At 43.6% G+C, this 14,992-nt stretch carries 15 protein-coding genes; 5 read left to right on the top strand and 10 right to left on the bottom strand.

Features of this window, described 5'->3' with window-relative positions:
- Positions 1–50 precede the first annotated feature (50 nt).
- The 5 genes from maiA to phhA all read right to left on the bottom strand — a co-directional run bounded on the left by maiA (position 51) and on the right by phhA (position 4,964).
- Positions 51–710, bottom strand: a complete 660-nt coding sequence (gene maiA, locus K0625_RS16490) for a maleylacetoacetate isomerase (RefSeq protein ID WP_220110709.1) — start codon at positions 708–710, stop codon at positions 51–53.
- A gap of 67 nt (positions 711–777) precedes the next feature.
- A complete protein-coding gene (locus K0625_RS16485) occupies positions 778–1,764 on the bottom strand; it encodes a fumarylacetoacetate hydrolase family protein (RefSeq protein ID WP_220110694.1) in 987 nt (328 codons plus the stop codon).
- A 254-nt stretch (positions 1,765–2,018) separates the two neighbouring features.
- Positions 2,019–3,557, bottom strand: a complete 1,539-nt coding sequence (gene tyrR, locus K0625_RS16480; RefSeq protein ID WP_012324348.1) for a transcriptional regulator TyrR — start codon at positions 3,555–3,557, stop codon at positions 2,019–2,021.
- A 233-nt stretch (positions 3,558–3,790) separates the two neighbouring features.
- On the bottom strand, positions 3,791–4,129 hold the full coding sequence (locus K0625_RS16475; RefSeq protein ID WP_012324347.1) for a 4a-hydroxytetrahydrobiopterin dehydratase: 339 nt from the start codon (positions 4,127–4,129) through the stop codon (positions 3,791–3,793).
- 37 nt (positions 4,130–4,166) lie between these two features.
- Positions 4,167–4,964, bottom strand: coding sequence for a phenylalanine 4-monooxygenase (phhA, locus tag K0625_RS16470; protein WP_220110693.1), 798 nt, complete (start codon positions 4,962–4,964; stop codon positions 4,167–4,169).
- Between the two features lie 293 nt (positions 4,965–5,257).
- On the opposite strand from phhA, the gene galU reads away from it, so the two are divergent.
- The 4 genes from galU (at position 5,258) to K0625_RS16450 (ending at position 8,262) form a co-directional block, all read left to right on the top strand.
- Complete coding sequence (galU, locus tag K0625_RS16465) at positions 5,258–6,175, top strand: UTP--glucose-1-phosphate uridylyltransferase GalU (RefSeq protein ID WP_220110692.1); 918 nt, start codon at positions 5,258–5,260, stop codon at positions 6,173–6,175.
- A 2-nt stretch (positions 6,176–6,177) separates the two neighbouring features.
- Positions 6,178–7,194 carry a UDP-glucose 4-epimerase GalE gene (galE, locus tag K0625_RS16460; RefSeq protein WP_220110691.1) on the top strand — a complete coding sequence of 339 codons (1,017 nt, stop codon included), beginning with the start codon at positions 6,178–6,180 and terminating at the stop codon, positions 7,192–7,194.
- Positions 7,195–7,264: 70 nt separating this feature from the next.
- Positions 7,265–7,756: a ferredoxin-type protein NapF gene (napF, locus tag K0625_RS16455; RefSeq protein WP_220110690.1), complete on the top strand. Its 492-nt coding sequence runs from the start codon at positions 7,265–7,267 to the stop codon at positions 7,754–7,756.
- Positions 7,757–7,854: 98 nt separating this feature from the next.
- Complete coding sequence (locus K0625_RS16450) at positions 7,855–8,262, top strand: bactofilin family protein (protein WP_220110689.1); 408 nt, start codon at positions 7,855–7,857, stop codon at positions 8,260–8,262.
- A gap of 55 nt (positions 8,263–8,317) precedes the next feature.
- On the opposite strand, the gene K0625_RS16445 is transcribed toward K0625_RS16450, so the two are convergent.
- The 3 genes from K0625_RS16445 to mak all read right to left on the bottom strand — a co-directional run bounded on the left by K0625_RS16445 (position 8,318) and on the right by mak (position 10,751).
- Positions 8,318–8,992 (bottom strand): DUF2982 domain-containing protein, encoded by a 675-nt coding sequence (locus K0625_RS16445; RefSeq protein ID WP_220110688.1) that lies wholly within the window; start codon positions 8,990–8,992, stop codon positions 8,318–8,320.
- A gap of 20 nt (positions 8,993–9,012) precedes the next feature.
- Positions 9,013–9,795, bottom strand: coding sequence for a YdcF family protein (locus K0625_RS16440; RefSeq protein WP_220110687.1), 783 nt, complete (start codon positions 9,793–9,795; stop codon positions 9,013–9,015).
- Between the two features lie 65 nt (positions 9,796–9,860).
- Positions 9,861–10,751 (bottom strand): fructokinase, encoded by an 891-nt coding sequence (gene mak, locus K0625_RS16435; protein ID WP_220110686.1) that lies wholly within the window; start codon positions 10,749–10,751, stop codon positions 9,861–9,863.
- 389 nt (positions 10,752–11,140) lie between these two features.
- On the opposite strand from mak, the gene K0625_RS16430 reads away from it, so the two are divergent.
- Positions 11,141–12,607, top strand: coding sequence for a capsule assembly Wzi family protein (locus K0625_RS16430; protein WP_220110685.1), 1,467 nt, complete (start codon positions 11,141–11,143; stop codon positions 12,605–12,607).
- A gap of 74 nt (positions 12,608–12,681) precedes the next feature.
- Here K0625_RS16430 and K0625_RS16425 read toward each other — a convergent pair whose 3' ends face one another.
- Positions 12,682–13,425, bottom strand: coding sequence for a phosphatase (locus tag K0625_RS16425; RefSeq protein WP_220110684.1), 744 nt, complete (start codon positions 13,423–13,425; stop codon positions 12,682–12,684).
- Positions 13,426–13,476: 51 nt separating this feature from the next.
- Positions 13,477–14,985 carry a sigma-54-dependent transcriptional regulator gene (locus K0625_RS16420; RefSeq protein WP_220110683.1) on the bottom strand — a complete coding sequence of 503 codons (1,509 nt, stop codon included), beginning with the start codon at positions 14,983–14,985 and terminating at the stop codon, positions 13,477–13,479.
- Between the last annotated feature and the right edge of the window lie 7 nt (positions 14,986–14,992).

The raw sequence follows: 14,992 nt of genomic DNA, 5'->3' as shown, positions 1-14,992 counted from the left end.
GCTAAGTGAGAAGCTATTCAGACTTGATTCACTATTGTTATTTAAACGGATTAGCTGGCATCAGCTTGATTTTCTGGAGATGCATCAATAAAGGCATCGAGCTGATTACAATTTTGGGTGATCCGCACAATGTTTGGATAAGCGCCTAGGTCAACCTTAAAACGGTTAGCATTATAAACCTGAGGAACAAGACATAAGTCAGCAAGGGTTACAGAATCACCAAAGCAGTAACGGCCTGAATATTTAACAAGTTGCTTCTCGAGTGCTGCAAAGCCTTCATGGATCCAGTGATGGTACCAAGCAGACTTGGCATCATCGTCCAAGTTTAACCCTTTAGCCAGATATTGAAGTACCTTAAGGTTATTCAGCGGGTGCACTTCACAGGCGATCGACATCGCCAGCGAACGAACAAGGGCTCTGTCATACATGCTATCTGGAACGAGTTTGACTTCAGGGTATTTCTCATCGAGATACTCAACAATAGCCAGCGATTGAGAGAGAATAAACTTGTCCTCATTACCCTCAGCGTCAGTATCAATAAAAGCAGGCACTAATTCTTGAGGGTTTAACTTGGCATAATCGGCTTTATGTTGCTCGCCTCCATCTTTAACCAGATGAACAGACAACTGCTCAGCTTTCAATCCTTTGTAGTTCAGGGCGATCCTAACGCGATAAGCGGCACTTGAGCGCCAATATCCATAAAGTTTCATCATATAATCCTTTTGATACAAAAAAGGCCAACTCATTGAATTGGCCTTTTAAAGAAAACATAAGGTGTTAGCCTTTGTACTCAACAACTTGCTGATCTATTGAGCCAAAGATAGTCTCGTTATTGTCATCGAGCATCTCGATACGAACTCTATCACCAAACTTCATAAATGATGTCGCTGGCTTACCATCGGCTATCGTCTCAAGCATACGTGTCTCAGCTAAACAGCTTGAGCCCGCACTACGATCATAGTTAGAGATAGTGCCAGATCCGATAATGGCACCAGCGCCTAATGGACGAGTCTTAGCCACATGAGATACAAGTTGACTGAAGTTGAACGTCATATCAACACCAGCGTTTGGCTGACCAAACAACTCACGGTTCAAGTGAGTTATCAATGGCAGGTGCACTTTAGAGTCTTCCCAGCGCTTGCCTAGCTCATCGGGTGTTACTGCGACAGGCGAGAAACTGCTCGACGGCTTAGCTTGATAGAAACCAAAGCCCTTAGCAAGTTCACCAGGGATCAAATTACGCAGTGACACATCGTTGACTAACATAAGCAGTTTGATATGTTTCTCAGCATTTTCAGTCGATACCCCCATAGGTACATCATCAGTGATAACGGCAATTTCTGACTCGAAATCGATGCCCCACTCTTCACTTGCCAACGGGATATCGGCTTTAGGCGCAATAAAGCAATCAGAACCACCTTGGTACACTAAAGGATCGGTCCAGAAAGTTTCTGGCATCTCGGCACCACGAGCCTTACGTACCAACTCAACATGGTTCACATATGCACTGCCATCGGCCCATTGATAAGCTCTTGGGAGAGGAGACAAACACTTAGCCTCTTCAAATTCGATGGCGTTATCGATTAAGCCATCATTTAATGCATCATATAACTCGCTCAATTGCGGCTGAAGTAACTGCCAAGCATCAAGCAGTTCCTGCATAGTATGGGCTATCGCGGGTACCGCTACAGCTTTGGTAAGATCTTTACTGACTAACATCAACTGGCCATCACGACGACCATTGTTATAACTGGCTAACTTCATACCTGCTCCTGTCCTAAACCCCTCACTACAAACAAAACTGGCTCTGTCTGCAGAGATGATATTTGACGCAATAATTATTATAGAATGACACTAAGCTAAGGCCGATAAAATAGCGTGACGCAAATCACAATATCTCGACCGACATCCAATTTTGTAAACAAATAATTACAGTTGAAAACTCACCTACTCTCTTGGGCATTTCACACAAACAGTGATGAAAAACCCAACACTTAGGTGGCAATCTCTTGTTACATCTACTTCTGTTTACTGATCTTATACTCTCGTAACTTATTCGCTATCGCAGTGTGCGAGACGCCTAACTTCTTCGCTAGCTGTCTGGTACTAGGGTATGCAGGATAGAGCCTTCTCAGTAGACTGGCTTCAAATTGCTTCATCGCCTGATCTAAACTGCCCTCAAACTGATGATCAAAATAACCGAACCCCTCGGCATATGAAGGCAGTTTCAACTGCTCAACCGTAAGTTCAGCAGAGCCGTCCCACATAGATACAGCCCTAAAAATAGCATTTTTAAGCTGTCTAACATTACCTGGCCAAGCGTAGTTGAGTAAGTGCTCACGGCACTGAGCAGAGATCCGGCGAATAGGGATTGAGAGTTGCTGGCTATAGTGCTCAAGGAACATCTCAGTCAGCGGGATAACATCAATCTTACGTTCACGAAGTGATGGAAGGTGGAAACTCAGTACATGGATACGGTAATAAAGATCTTCTCTAAAATCACCGGTCTGACACAGCTCAGCCAAGTTCTTCTGGGTTGAACAGATTATTCTAACATCCGCCCTCACCTCCTGATCTTCGCCCAAACGTCTAAACGTTCCATCTTGTAACAGACGCAATAGCTTAACCTGTGCAGATTTAGACATTTCAGCTATCTCATCGAGAAAAACCGTGCCGCCTTTCCCCTCTTCAAAGAAGCCTCGCTTAATCACCTCACCGTTTCTCACATAACCAAATAGTTCCTCCTCAGCGGCGCTATCTGGCAGGGCTGCACAATTGATCGCGATAAACGGATACTCTCTGCGCATACTTGCATCATGGCACGCTCGTGCCATTAACTCTTTCCCCGTTCCTGTTTCTCCTGTGATTAACAGCGGTGCATCAAGTTGGGCCATACGGCGTGCCTGTACAAGCACCTCTTTCATCTTATCACTGGTCGCCAATACATTCTCAAAACCGACGGTTTGATTCTGTAGCGCATTAAATTGCTTGCCCACTCTAGCTGGTGACTTAAGTGACACAACGGCGCCCGCAAGAATCGATTTATCATTCTCATCAGGCAGGTAAATTGGGAGCATCTCTGCCAGATATTCATTCTGACCAATATTGACTCGTGTCGCCTGAGCCAATACTAAGCTTTCACTTAACCAACGGCTAAAATTAAACCCTTGTACCCAATGGTTAAGAGACTCATCTAAGATCTCATGCTCTTGCATACCTATGGTCATAATGGCCGATTCATTCACGATCCGAACTCTTCCCTTCACATCGATAGAGAAAACAGAATCGGGTAAGGTTTTCAGCAAGGTTTTTAACGCATAGTGCTCCTGCTCTGATGGCATAAAAGAGACAGTACGGACATCATGCACCCCCTCAACTTTTCGGATCAGAGGCAGTAGTTCACTGAGGGTATCGAAGTTTACTTCAGCAAACTGTAGATAGAGAAACCCTTGGTTACTGGCATCAATGGCGAGTAGGTTAATGCCATAACCTTCTAAAATCATTAAAATATCTTTAGCTAGACCCACTCGGTCCAAACAACATACTTCCAGCCGCATTCTGGTATACTTCCCTTTATTAAAAACATCAATTAGTGGGATTAATACTGAGTATCTGGTTAACTTTTGAAGGCAATAGAACTATTGCAAAGGGTAATCACAGTATCTCAGACGCCTATACGTTAGAAGGTTATGATTATTGTGGCAAGTCTTGTTTACAGAACAAAGTGTAACAAAGAGAAAGGACAGCAGGAAAGCCTAGGCTAACCTGCTGATATTTAAATTATTTTATATTATCCAAGCAACTGGTCAGTCTTGGATGCCATAATGAAATCATTACGGTGTAGCCCTTTAACCGAGTGTGACCACCAAGTGACTGTAACCTTACCCCATTCGGTTAAGATCCCAGGGTGATGAAACTCCTCTTCCGCCAGTTCAGCCAGCTTATTGGTGAACTCCATGGCCAGTTTAAAGTTTTTAAATTTATATACACGCTCAAGCTGCATGATGCCATCACGAACCTCAACGCCCCAATCAGGGATCAATCGTATCAACTCTGCTAACTCACTATCGGTCACCTTAGGCGCATCGGCTTGGCAGGCTTCACACTTCATATCTGCTAATTTAGTCATCTTACATCCTTCAAATTATTTGTTTTAGTTATGGTGATTAACTGGCTTTAGATTTCGGCTCAAACAGAGGCTCAAATAGACCTAACTTCTTAGCCTCGGCCACAGCTCCCATAATATCCATCTTTACGATCTCATCAAGATACTCAATGCTATCAATTGCATAGTACACAGGTTGCATAATATCTATACGGTATGGTGTTCTTAATACGTCGAGTAGATTAAACGGTCTTATCTCAGGCGTACTTCCCATGGCATAAAGTGTTTCACCTGGCGAGCTTAAAATGCCTCCTCCATAGATCTCCAAAGAGTTATCACTCTTCTGGATAAGGCCAAACTCAACGGTAAACCAATATAACCTCGCCAAGAAGACACGATCTTCCTTACTTGCAGCTAAGCCCAATTTGCCATAAATATGTGAAAAATGGGCAAATGAAGGGTTAGTCAGCAGTGGACAGTGGCCAAATACTTCATGGAAGATATCGGGTTCACGCAGATAATCAAACTCATCTTTGGAGCGAATAAAGGTTGCAACAGGAAACTCTTTGTTAGCCAAAAGAGCAAAAAACTTCTCAAATGAGATAAGTGCAGGCACTGCTGCAGTTCTCCAGCCCGTGCAATCTAACAAGACTTTATCTATCTCGGTAAGCTGAGGGATCCTATCATCACAAAGCGCTAGCTTCTTTAAGCCTTCTTGGTACTCAGTACAAGCAAACTTAGGTAAGTTATCGAGTTGCCTTTCATAGAGGGCTTGCCAAATATCATGTTCATCTTGTGGAAAATGTAGCTGACCCTTTGCATCAGGCAAACGGGCTACATACTCAGTTTGTTTACTCATCTTCATCTATACACGTTATGGAATCTATCTTCATAGTTGACCAAAGCGCGTTTTTTGTTAACCACTTCACACTTTTTATCTGGTCAACAGAGCCCCCACAATTGTAACCCCAAAGTTACACCTAAAACCATTATCACTACAAGACACTGAAATTAATACTTTTAATTCGTATTAAATTATTGCCAAAATTATCATTCAAATGCAGAGTCTTGTAAGTTCACTATTAATATGGCTTTTCCCCCACAGTTTATTAAAATAGAGATATCAAGCTATAAGTGCATGAAAGGGAAAGAATGAAACAACATAAAATTTGTAAAGCTGTTATTCCTGTCGCGGGACTTGGAACAAGGATGCTTCCGGCAACGAAAGCGATACCTAAAGAGATGTTACCCGTCGTTGATAAACCGCTTATTCAATATGTTGTCAATGAAGCAATTAACGCTGGGATCAATGAAATCGTCCTTGTTACCCATGCCAGTAAAAACCCCATCGAAAACCATTTTGATACCAGTTTTGAACTTGAAGCCCAGCTCGAAAGACGTGTGAAACGTCAACTGTTATCAGAGATCCAATCTATCTGCCCTAGGGGGGTTACCGTCATCAGTGTGCGTCAGTCACAAGCCAAAGGATTAGGCCACGCCATTTTATGTGCAAAATCTGTGGTTGGTGATGCGCCTTTTGCTGTTCTTCTTCCCGATGTACTCGTGGATGAAGCCAGCTGCGATCTACGTAACGACAACCTTGCAGAGATGGTTAAGCTCTATGATCAAACTGAAACAGGTCAGATCATGGTTGAGGGAGTACCAGAAGATCAGGTCGATCAATACGGCATAGCCGATGTTAAAGGACACGATCTACAACCGGGTGAATCAGTCCCTTTAGCCCAGTTAGTTGAGAAACCCAATATTAATGAAGCTCCTTCTAATCTAGCAGTCGTGGGCCGCTATATTTTACCTGCAGATATTTGGCCACTGCTTGCAAAAACTCCGGCAGGAGCCGGTGATGAGATACAGTTAACCGATGCCATTGCCATGCTAATGGAAAAACAAACAGTTAACGCCTACTACATGAAAGGCAAGAGCCATGACTGTGGTAATAAACAAGGTTATATGCAAGCAAGTGTAGAACATGCACTTCGCCATAAAGAGATCGGTCATGATTTCAAGCAATATCTTAAGCAGTTAGTCAACGAATTCGACGAGGAAAAGTAATCATGACGATTTTAGTCACAGGGGGTGCTGGTTATATTGGCAGCCATACCGTAGTAGAACTCTTAAATACCGACCAAGAGGTCGTGATTATAGATAACCTAGTTAACTCAAGTATTGAAGCTTTGCATCGAGTTGAGAGCATTACAGGAAAATCGGTCACTTTTTATCAAGGTGATGTACTCAATAAAGCATTTTTACAAAAGGTTTTTACCGATCACAAGATCCAAGCTGTTATCCATTTTGCAGGTTTAAAAGCCGTAGGAGAGTCTGTAGCACAACCACTACGCTATTATGAAACCAATGTTTCAGGCACCTTAGTGTTATGTGAAGTGATGGCTGAAAATGATGTTAAAAACTTAGTGTTTAGCTCGTCAGCTACTGTGTATGGCGATCCTGCAAGCTTACCTATTACTGAAGAGTTCCCAACGGGTGCAACTAACCCCTATGGGCAATCTAAGTTGATGGTAGAGAACATTCTAGAGGATCTTTATCGGTCAGACTCAAGCTGGAATATTGCACGTCTGCGCTACTTTAATCCAGTCGGTGCACATGCCAGCGGTTTAATAGGTGAAGACCCTAATGATATACCGAATAACTTAATGCCCTTCATTGCTCAAGTGGCTGTAGGTAAGAGAGAAAAACTCAGCGTCTTTGGGGATGATTACAGTACCCATGACGGCACAGGGGTTCGCGATTATATTCACGTTGTGGATCTCGCCATCGGGCACCTCAAAGCGTTAGAGAAACTTAACACTCAATCTGGGCTTGTAACCTATAACCTTGGCACTGGAGTTGGCTACAGTGTGATTGATATGGTAAATGCATTTGAAAAAGCCTGTGGAAAGAGCATCAGTTACCAAATCGTGGCTCGCCGTCCGGGTGATATTGCAGCCTGTTATGCCGATCCCTTAAAAGCCAAAACAGAGCTAGGTTGGCAAGCGACCCATAGCCTAGAAGATATGGCTAACAGCAGCTGGAAATGGCAATCTAGCAATCCAAATGGATACGCGAGCAGTTAATATCATTCACTTATTTAGCAGTTAAGTCAGCAAGCACCTAGTTTGCTGGCTTAGAGGATACCTATCTTCAATGAGCAATATCAATCAAAGCCGCCGCCGTCTTTTTAGTCGCCGTAAATCTAATGCTATCCGCCCACCATGGAGTCGTACAGACATAGAGTTTACCGATATCTGCAGTCGGTGTGACAAATGTATCCAAAGCTGCGAAACAGATATTATCACCAAGGGAGACGGTGGCTTTCCTGAGATAGACTTTAAAATAGATGAGTGTACCTTCTGTAAAAAATGCGCTGAGGTGTGCCCAGAAGCTATTTTTACCGATACCAGCGAGCAAGCTTGGCAACTTACCGCAAAGGTCAATGATACCTGCCTTGCTCACCATGGGATCTGGTGCCAAAGCTGTAAAGATGCGTGTGATCCCAGAGCCATTACATTCAAACCAGAAATAGGCCAAGCTCCTCGGCCTAATGTAGATCTTAACGCCTGCACAGGCTGTGGTGCCTGTGTTGCTCCCTGCCCCAATGACTCAATCGTATTAGCACCATCAGACAACAGAGCATAAAGCCAAAAAAATGACGATAGCGCGCCAAATATTAATGGTTTTGTTAGCGTTAAATTAAGGTTAATATCTTGGTATCCAGAAGCCACTTTAAGAAGCTTATGTTTACTAAAAAAAAATCGAATACCGGACTAACCTTTGTTGCACAAGGTACTAAATTATCAGGAGAAAGCCACTTTGCCGGAGAGGCACTAATTGGTGGTGAAGTGTATGGTAAAGTCAGCTCTACAGGAAAAATAACCATAGAAGTTGATGGGTATATTGATGGAGAGCTAAGCTGTAACGAGCTAAAAGTCTCCGGAAGTTTCAAAGGCAAGCTCAAGTGTGACAAGCTCAATATCACCAGCACAGGCACTGTCGAAGGCGAAATAGCTTGTGAGTCGATGGAGATATTTGAAGGCGGACAGTTTATTGGTATGCGAGTCAGGGAAGAGGTAGCACTACTCAATACGATAGAGCAGCAAGAACTGCTCGATTCTAACGTTGAAGGTGAACTGCAAGCCAATTAACCTAAGCTTAATTCAACGTTGATCAACAAGGATGTTTTACTCTCCCTATATATACTCACCCCCTCTCTCTAACTCCTTGAAGGTAATCCCTTAATAGAGTTAAAAACTCTCTGGGTTCTCTGTCTAAACAATCAAAAGGGATATATTGGTGATAGCCTAAATTTCTGTTCAGCATCTCACTCCTATGCCCATACATAGCCAGTACCCCTCTATACCTTTCACCATTAACCAGCAGAGGTGTAAATTCAGAGTTAAGGTAGTCCTCTAGCAGTTCTAAATTTTCATCTAATGTCACAGCAGACATTAGCAAGGGACGCTGCTCAGTCAGTAAACCGGTAGCAAGACGGCCAGGGATCACATCAAGTACTGGGTTGATTTTTTTCAAACGGATCCCGATAAATGGCAGTTCAACCGTCTCAAGACCATCTAAGCTTTTAGGGATATCAAAGCGTTGAACATTTTCCCACTCAATAAACAAGCTGCCTCGTCTATGATGATAACTGAGCCCATCAGGTGACAAAGTGATACTCACCTCAGGCTCCATCTGTTTGGAAACCCCAAGCACTGTTGCGATAATCCCCAAAGCAAAAGCACATAAAGCGGGAGCAAAAAGCACTGAAGAACTGAGAAATAGAACTAAACCTAAAACAATCCCAGCTAATCCCACAAAAGTGAGTGTGATGGCATTTCGCTTAACACTCGAACGCACTTCCACCAGTTGACTATGCAAAATTCTTCCTAATTATCACGCTAATAACTCTCTCTTGCCGGTGTTGAGGCACTATTTGTCGTGCCATCATTTTCATATTTTATTTTAAACCACAGACGACCAAGGTACTCATGAATAGCTCTTTGAGATGACCATAGGTTTCTCGCATCGAGTCGCCACCAACGTCCTTGGCGTGTCATAAAATCCGTGGGAGCCGCTTGAGGAGTTAAACCAATATTTTTAAAAATAGCCATGGAGCGAGGCATGTGACTCGCCGATGTGACCAATCTAAATGGGTAATTACCTATCTCCCATTTAAGGAATTCAGCTTCCTCTATGGTATCTCTTGCTAGCGGAAACCTTATGATGCGCTCGTTATCTATCCCTAACTCTATCGCCGCTTCTGCCATCACTTCAGCATGTGAAATTGCCCCCTCCCTCTCATTCCAGCCACTGACAACCAGTTTACAGTCACTACCCAGATGATATTGACGAATACCTTCTGATAGCCTCGCCAGTGCGGTTGAAGAGAGTTTTTGAACAGCTGTACCAGAGACAGATTCATCATGGCCACTGCCCAACACCATCACTAAACACCCTTTAGGGATAGCGTTACTATTAACACTATACTGGTTTTCAAGTGGTGAGCTGAGCAGGTTACTACCTGGCGTACTGCTAAGAAAAACCAGCAATACAATAGCAAGGGAAAGTAAGCTACGAACTAACTTCCTATTTCGAAGTAGTACCATCGCAACAAGTAGAATCAACACTGTCAGGGGCACAGGCATAAACAGTTGAGAAATTATCTTCTTTAACCAAAACATCGTATCCAACATCCATATAAGAGAGCGGCGCTTATTCTAACAAGTTCCCCGTTCAGCTCAAAGCTTTACCATAGCCAAGCAGCACCTCTCACTCCTGAAGATCCGCCATACATATTTTGTACAACTGGTGTTCGGCATTCGCCACCGAGTACATATTTAGGTAATACTTCTGGTAACAGAGGGTAGATAGCTGCGATGTTAGATACACCTCCACCTAACACAATCACATCAGGGTCAAGCACGTTGATCACGTGGGCTAATGAACGAGCCAGCCTATCGATATAACGCTCAAAGGCCGCTTTAGCCAACTCATCTCCGTTTTCCACTAAACTCGCGATCTCTATTCCGCTATTTGCCTGCCCACCAGCCGCTTTAAAATCTCTGACAAAACCAGTACCGGAGATAAATGTCTCAATACAATCTCTGTTTCCACAAAAACAGGAGGTGGTATTAAATTCATCACTTGTCATCCAAGGAAGCGGATTGTGGCCCCATTCTCCACCAATGCCATTACCACCTGCATGTACCTTGCCATTGATCGCAAAGCCAGCACCACAGCCAGTACCAATAATCACGCCAAATACAACCCCCTTTCCTGCAGCTGCGCCATCGACAGCTTCAGAAACAGCAAAGCAGTTAGCATCATTGGCAACTCTCACTTCACGCTTCAAGCGCTCACCTAAATCTACATCTAAGGGGTGACCATTTATCCAAGTCGAGTTGGCGTTTTTTACCAACCCAGAGTAGGGAGAGACAACACCCGGGATCCCCACGCCAACACTTCCCGTTTCTCCCAATGTAGACTCAACCTCATTGACCAGTGCTACTATGGCATCCAGTGTTGCAGGGTACTCTCTTGGAGTCGGTATACGTTTACGAAAAAGCTCTTTTCCTCCATCATTTAACGCAACAATTTCAATTTTAGTTCCACCAAGGTCGACGCCCATTCGCACCATCTTCTCTACTCCGCAGCTATATTCTGTTTTAAGGCTAACAATATAAGAGTTTTCTATTTATGTAGCGAGAACAAACCTAAATTCGCTTATATTCATTTGCAATACTAAATATTTTCGATTAAAAATCTAAAAAGCATAAACTCAAAAGAGTTTAAACCTAGGCACTATCCATGCAAAGCTTTTCAATAATGCTGCATTCGTATTCAAACCCGCAGCAAAACAATAAGACAACATTTACAGTCACAAAATCAAAACACAAGCACAACGAGATACCAACAATTTAATTACGTTAAGTTGACGATTAGCAATATTTTTACTAAGGGCTTGTTCAACGCTTTTCCAATAAAAATGATTCCTCTAGAATGCCCGCATTACCAAAAGGGATCACAATGAAAATCAAATTATTATCAGGACTTTTACTGCTAGGGTGCAGTTCAGTGCAAGCAGCATGGTGGGTCGAACCTAATGACTTGTCACTGCGCGCCGATATTCAACTGCTTTCAGATACAGGCGTTATTCTCCAACCTATTACCACTTACCCGCTGATGTGGGACGGGTTAAAACACGATATGGACAAGGCTGAGCAATCTCAGCTAAATGCGAGTCAACTCTCTGCATTTGAACGTGTCATGGCAGCTTACAACGAAGACCATCAAAGTTTTAATACTAAGATTGAACTGGCTGGGGCATCAGATCCCACACGTTTTATTGGTTTTGGTCAGGACTATCGTGATAAAGCAGAGACTTCTATCAGTGCAGAAGTGACCCAAGACTGGTTTAGCGGCCGCCTTTCGGCAAGCTACCACTACGATCCCATAGATGGCAACAGTACACGCCTTGATAACAGTTTTGCCGCTGTCATGCTCGGCAACTGGATAGTCAGTGCAGGCGCACAACAAAAATACTGGGGACCGGGTTGGGATACAGGCCTTATTCAGACCACCAATGCGCGCCCTATGCCGGGGATCACATTCAGCCGAAATAACTCACAAGCCTTTGAAACGCCTTGGTTGAATTGGGTGGGGCCTTGGACTTTCACCACCAGCTTTAGTCAGATGGAAAGTGACCGATATGTGCCAGAGACAAAGCATTGGGGCGCTCGCGGCACCCTAAGACCAATTTCAAAGTTAGAAGTGGGCTTCTCATGGACGATGCAGTGGGGCGGCGAAGGTTACGGTAATAGTCTAAGTGACTGGTGGGACGGCCTGTTCAACGGTGGCATGAGTGAAAGTGAAATAGAAAATGGCCAGGAAAATATGCTGGCAGGCTATGATTTTCGCTGGTCAGATACCGCATTTGGGATCCCATACGGTATTTATTATGAGCGCATTCATGAAGATTATCATAATGGTAAGAATAAACTGATCAATGCTTCTAATATGGGCGGCATTGATTTTGTACTTGCCAATATTAATACCCGTATATTTATCGAATATGCTGACACTAAAGCTTCATGTGGCGCCAGCGATAAGGTCTATAACTGCATGTATGAACATGGCTTTTATAAAAGTGGCTACCGCTACTATGGTAAAAGTCTAGGTAGCACCTACGACAATGATTCAGAAACCTTAGTCATAGGTGGGATCACTCAGCTCGGTGGCGGCCAACATGTCACCAACAAGTTACGCTGGTTAAGACTAAATACCGACGGTAAAGATACATCAAACCCTCAAGGTGGCAACCCTGTTTCTCCAGGAGAGTATGAGCGGGTATACCAGTTCGACACCAGTTATCATCGCCCTTTTTATGAAGGAACCTTAAAAGTGGGTGGTACACTTGGTTATAGCCAATATGTTCACAATGGCGGCAATGACTGGGACACCACTATCTACGCGGGATGGGAAAGACGCTTTTAACTCTTGCAAGCTAACTCATAAAAAAGAGGCCTGACTATGTCAGGCCTCTTTTTTAATTAACAATCTATCGATATCTATTTCAGTTCAGAGAAATCATCAACGCTAAGGTGACCTCTTTCGGTTAAAAATGAGAGTAAAGCCTGTGGGCTTCGATTGAGGAGCCTCTCCTCAGGAAACTCCGCCTGACGGATAACTGAAATGGCCTGCTCAAATCCTCCTAAAGAGAAAGAGATATGGGAATCAGAGCCCATCACCAGCAAGCCTCCAGCATCTCGGACCGCCCGCGCAATCGCAATACAGTTACCTTCACTGCCTTTACGCGATGCTAAAAAAGAGGAGTTATTGATCTCCAGAGCCACATTATGTTTTGCTGCGGCTTCTGCGACCTTATCAATATCGATAGGATAAGCTGGATTCCCCGGGTGAGTAATAATATCCACATTGCCACTCTCAATCGTCGCAATCATCGCCTGAGTATGTGTTTGACTATCAGAGGGAGGAAATACGGGCTCGTGGAATCCAGCAAGAACGATATCCAACTCTTTAAGATAATCACCGAAAAAATCTATCTCTCCATCTCGATTTTTTATGTTGGCTTCTATGCCTCTTAAAATCCCAATACCATCTACCAATCTGGGTAAGACTCTCATATTAACAAAATGCCAAAAATGAGGGGCATCCGCCATATCCGGACCGTGATCGGTTATCGCAAAGAGCTTAAGGCCTTTCTCTTTTGCCACAGAGATATAATCATGGATGGTGCTATAGGCGTGAGTTGACGCTATGGTATGGGCATGAACATCGACGAGATACTGCATTTGGACTCTCTTATTGGTTCACGCCAAAGCGACAAGCGATTATGGGCTAACCTAAGAGGTTACTTTTTGTTGCTCTTCCCAGCTTTGACGTTTTCGATAGATAGTTGAAGCGCTGATATCTAATAATGCCGCAGCCTTGGGCACATTACCATCACATTGTTTAATCGCAGCTTCTATTGTGTGTTTTTCAGATAACCACAGAGGTATGATCTTATCATCTTCACTCGAACAGCTTAGCGAGGCCTCTGTTTGATATAAACTGGCATCTTCTTTGCCATCCTCAGAAGATAAGCAAGACACGACATCCGTTAACCCTCTATTATCCTCAGCCGTTGACTGCACTCCAATTAAAGGCTGAACTAGGCTAGTGCGACTCAATGTCGAGGTCAGTTGCGCTGGCAACATAGAAGCCTCGACAATATCAGATGAATTTAAAACAACCACCTGTCTTATGATATTTTGTAACTGTCTGACATTACCAGGCCAATCATAAGACTGCAGTATTTTCTTGGTATCACTACTTAAGCTTTTAAACTGTTTCCCCTCCTCATTATTATATTCTTTCAATAATTTATTAGCTAACAAGGTAATATCTTTTCCTCTCACTCGAAGAGGTGGTAGCTCAATGGGGATCACATGTAGGCGATAAAAAAGATCTTCTCGAAAACGTCCATGCTTCACCTCTTCCCAAGGGATCCGGTTCGTTGCGCTGACAAAACGCACATCAACCTTCTCCTCCTTGGTTCCTCCCACTTTTTGAAAAATACCAGTCTGAATAAATCGTAATAACTTACTCTGAAGCTCTAGGTCCATTTCACAAATTTCATCGAGAAAAAGTGTTCCGCCATCTGCACGGCTCGCCGCACCATCACGATTAGCCACTGCCCCGGTAAATGCGCCTTTGGTGTGACCAAAGATCTCACTCTCGATAAGATCCTTAGGAATTGAAGCACAATTAAGCGCCACAAATGCATTGTCTCGTCTATTTCCCGCATGATGGATGGCATGGGCACACACCTCCTTGCCTGTACCGCTTTCTCCAACAATAAACACTGAAGCTTTACTGTTTGCCACACAGTCTATGGTTTTATATACGGTTTGCATCGACAGTGATTCACCAATAAACCCTTTGTAGTTTGCTTTTGGCAAGCTCTGTTCATACTTGGCGACTAAATTGACCAGCTGGCGCTGTTTAAGGGCGTTACGGACGGTAATTGAGAGACGTTTAGCATCGAAAGGTTTGACTAAAAAGTCAAAGGCACCAGACTTCATCGACTCAACAGCCAGATCAATCGTGCCGTGAGCAGTGATCATAATGACAGTAATATCTGCATAATGAGACTGAACTTTCTGCAAAATATCCATCCCCGACATATCGGGAAGCTTAATATCTAATACTAAAAGATCGGGTTGCCATCGCTCCAGCTCCGCTAACGCATCCTCACCATGATTAACGTGAGTAACCTTGGCTCCTTCAGCACGCAGATACTCAGTATAAAGCGCGCCTAAAGACATGCTGTCTTCCACGAGTAAAACGGTAAATGAGTGCTCTATTTCCATATATATC

Source organism: Shewanella nanhaiensis (assembly GCF_019457885.1).
GTDB classification, from domain to species: domain Bacteria; phylum Pseudomonadota; class Gammaproteobacteria; order Enterobacterales; family Shewanellaceae; genus Shewanella; species Shewanella nanhaiensis.
The sequence above is the reverse complement of the archived record's forward strand: the minus strand, read 5'-3'. Positions and strand labels throughout refer to the sequence as shown.

Excerpts from the sequence above, each read along its gene's own strand:
- K0625_RS16440 (WP_220110687.1), bottom strand. The coding sequence starts at position 9,795 with ATGTTTTGGTTAAAGAAGATAATTTCTCAACTGTTTATGCCTGTGCCC.
- galE (WP_220110691.1), top strand. The coding sequence starts at position 6,178 with ATGACGATTTTAGTCACAGGGGGTGCTGGTTATATTGGCAGCCATACC.
- K0625_RS16485 (WP_220110694.1), bottom strand. The coding sequence starts at position 1,764 with ATGAAGTTAGCCAGTTATAACAATGGTCGTCGTGATGGCCAGTTGATG.
- K0625_RS16420 (WP_220110683.1), bottom strand. The coding sequence starts at position 14,985 with ATGGAAATAGAGCACTCATTTACCGTTTTACTCGTGGAAGACAGCATG.
- K0625_RS16430 (WP_220110685.1), top strand. The coding sequence starts at position 11,141 with ATGAAAATCAAATTATTATCAGGACTTTTACTGCTAGGGTGCAGTTCA.
- galU (WP_220110692.1), top strand. The coding sequence starts at position 5,258 with ATGAAACAACATAAAATTTGTAAAGCTGTTATTCCTGTCGCGGGACTT.
- K0625_RS16425 (WP_220110684.1), bottom strand. The coding sequence starts at position 13,425 with ATGCAGTATCTCGTCGATGTTCATGCCCATACCATAGCGTCAACTCAC.
- napF (WP_220110690.1), top strand. The coding sequence starts at position 7,265 with ATGAGCAATATCAATCAAAGCCGCCGCCGTCTTTTTAGTCGCCGTAAA.
- tyrR (WP_012324348.1), bottom strand. The coding sequence starts at position 3,557 with ATGCGGCTGGAAGTATGTTGTTTGGACCGAGTGGGTCTAGCTAAAGAT.
- phhA (WP_220110693.1), bottom strand. The coding sequence starts at position 4,964 with ATGAGTAAACAAACTGAGTATGTAGCCCGTTTGCCTGATGCAAAGGGT.
- K0625_RS16450 (WP_220110689.1), top strand. The coding sequence starts at position 7,855 with ATGTTTACTAAAAAAAAATCGAATACCGGACTAACCTTTGTTGCACAA.
- maiA (WP_220110709.1), bottom strand. The coding sequence starts at position 710 with ATGAAACTTTATGGATATTGGCGCTCAAGTGCCGCTTATCGCGTTAGG.
- mak (WP_220110686.1), bottom strand. The coding sequence starts at position 10,751 with ATGGTGCGAATGGGCGTCGACCTTGGTGGAACTAAAATTGAAATTGTT.
- K0625_RS16475 (WP_012324347.1), bottom strand. The coding sequence starts at position 4,129 with ATGACTAAATTAGCAGATATGAAGTGTGAAGCCTGCCAAGCCGATGCG.